The organism is Stenotrophomonas sp. STEN033 (assembly GCF_056856655.1).
This window is the reverse complement of the sequence record NZ_JBXFWM010000129.1, coordinates 1-1,409: the sequence shown is the minus strand read 5'-3', so window position 1 is coordinate 1,409 and position 1,409 is coordinate 1. Positions and strand designations below refer to the sequence as shown.

At 64.7% G+C, this 1,409-nt stretch carries 1 protein-coding gene; it reads right to left on the bottom strand.

Annotation, left to right across the window (positions count from 1 at the left end; all coding sequences use genetic code 11):
* Positions 1-286: 286 nt before the first annotated feature.
* The gene (locus AC1VXC_RS21050; protein WP_481539662.1) at positions 287-1,264 is read right to left on the bottom strand and encodes a zinc-binding dehydrogenase; all 978 of its coding nucleotides are present in this window, start codon (positions 1,262-1,264) and stop codon (positions 287-289) included.
* Positions 1,265-1,409: the final 145 nt, after the last annotated feature.

Genomic DNA, 1,409 nt, shown 5'->3' with positions numbered 1-1,409 from the left:
CCGTAGATACGCCGGCGGGGGCCGGGGCGGTGTTGCGCGAAACCCCAAAACCCGGGGCCAGTGGGGGGTTCCCACCCCACCCCCCCCCCGCACCCCGGTTTTGACCTTTGCTGACCACGCGTTTTTTTGTAAGAGCTGCGCCAGCCGCAAAGCTGGCATGGCATGAACTGATGGTTTATTGCCAAGAGCACCCCTCCCCAACCCTCCCCTGCGCTGCGCGCAAGGGAGGGGGTTCAAGGCTTGCTTCGCTTTGGCTGATGGAAACCTGCGGTCGCACTTGCCGCCATCAGGGTTTCAGCAACACCTTGCCCTTGCGTCCGGGCAACAAGCTCGCCGTCACCGCCTTTGCAACATCACCCAACCCGTAGATCGCCTGCACCGGCAGTTCCAGCCCACCACTCAGCACACGCTGCAGCAGTTCGCCAACCAAACGACGCTTGTTCTCCACCGACATCTGCTGGCTGACCTTGCTGCCCCAGAAGCCCTTCACCGTGGCCTGCTTGAAAATCAGGTCGCCGGAAGGAATCTGCATGGCTTCGCCGGCCATGGTGCCGAACGAGACCAGCGTGCCGTTGTCGCCGAGCAGTGACACCATATCCGCGCTGGCCTTGCCGCCGATGGAATCGACTGCGGCGTGTGCCAGCGTGTCGCCAAGCAACGCCTGTGCGCGCGTCTTCCAATCCGGCTGGGTAGTAGACAGCACATTGTTGATGCCCAGTGCCTTCAATTCGTCGACACCTGCATCACGACGCACGAGCCCGAGCACGTGTACGCCGCGTGCGGCGGCGAGCATGGCCAGGGTCTTGCCGACCGCACCGTTGGCGGTGTTCTGCACGATCCATTGGCCGGGTTCGGCCTGCAGGAACTCCAGCAGCATCAATGCGCTCAGCGGCATGGCGATCAGCTGTGCTGCGGCTTCATCGGCGATGCCGTCCGGTACCGGGATGACCATGCGCGCGGGGGCGATGAAGTATTCGGCCCAGGTGCCGTGCACCGAGGCGGCCATGACGCGCTGGCCGATGGTAATGCCCTGCACGCCCTCGCCCAGTGCTTCGATGATGCCTACTGCTTCACTGCCACCAATCGCTGGCAGCGTGGGCTTGTAGCCGTACTTGCCGCGTACGGTCCACAGGTCATGGTTGTGGATGGGCGCAAGCAGGGTCTTGATCCGTACTTCGCCGGGGCCGGGCTGCGGGATGGGGCTGTCGCCCAAGGCCAGTACGTCGGCCGGTTCACCGAAGGTGGTGTGGATGGCGCTACGCATGTTTGTCTCCTGTTGCGGGTCAAAACCGGGGGGCGCGGTGGGGTGGGGGGGGGGGAACCCCGCCGCCCCCCCCGTTGGACACGGGTCTTTTGTAGAATACGGAGGACGTGTAGGGCCCTGCCCAGACCCACTTGGCGGGGGCGGG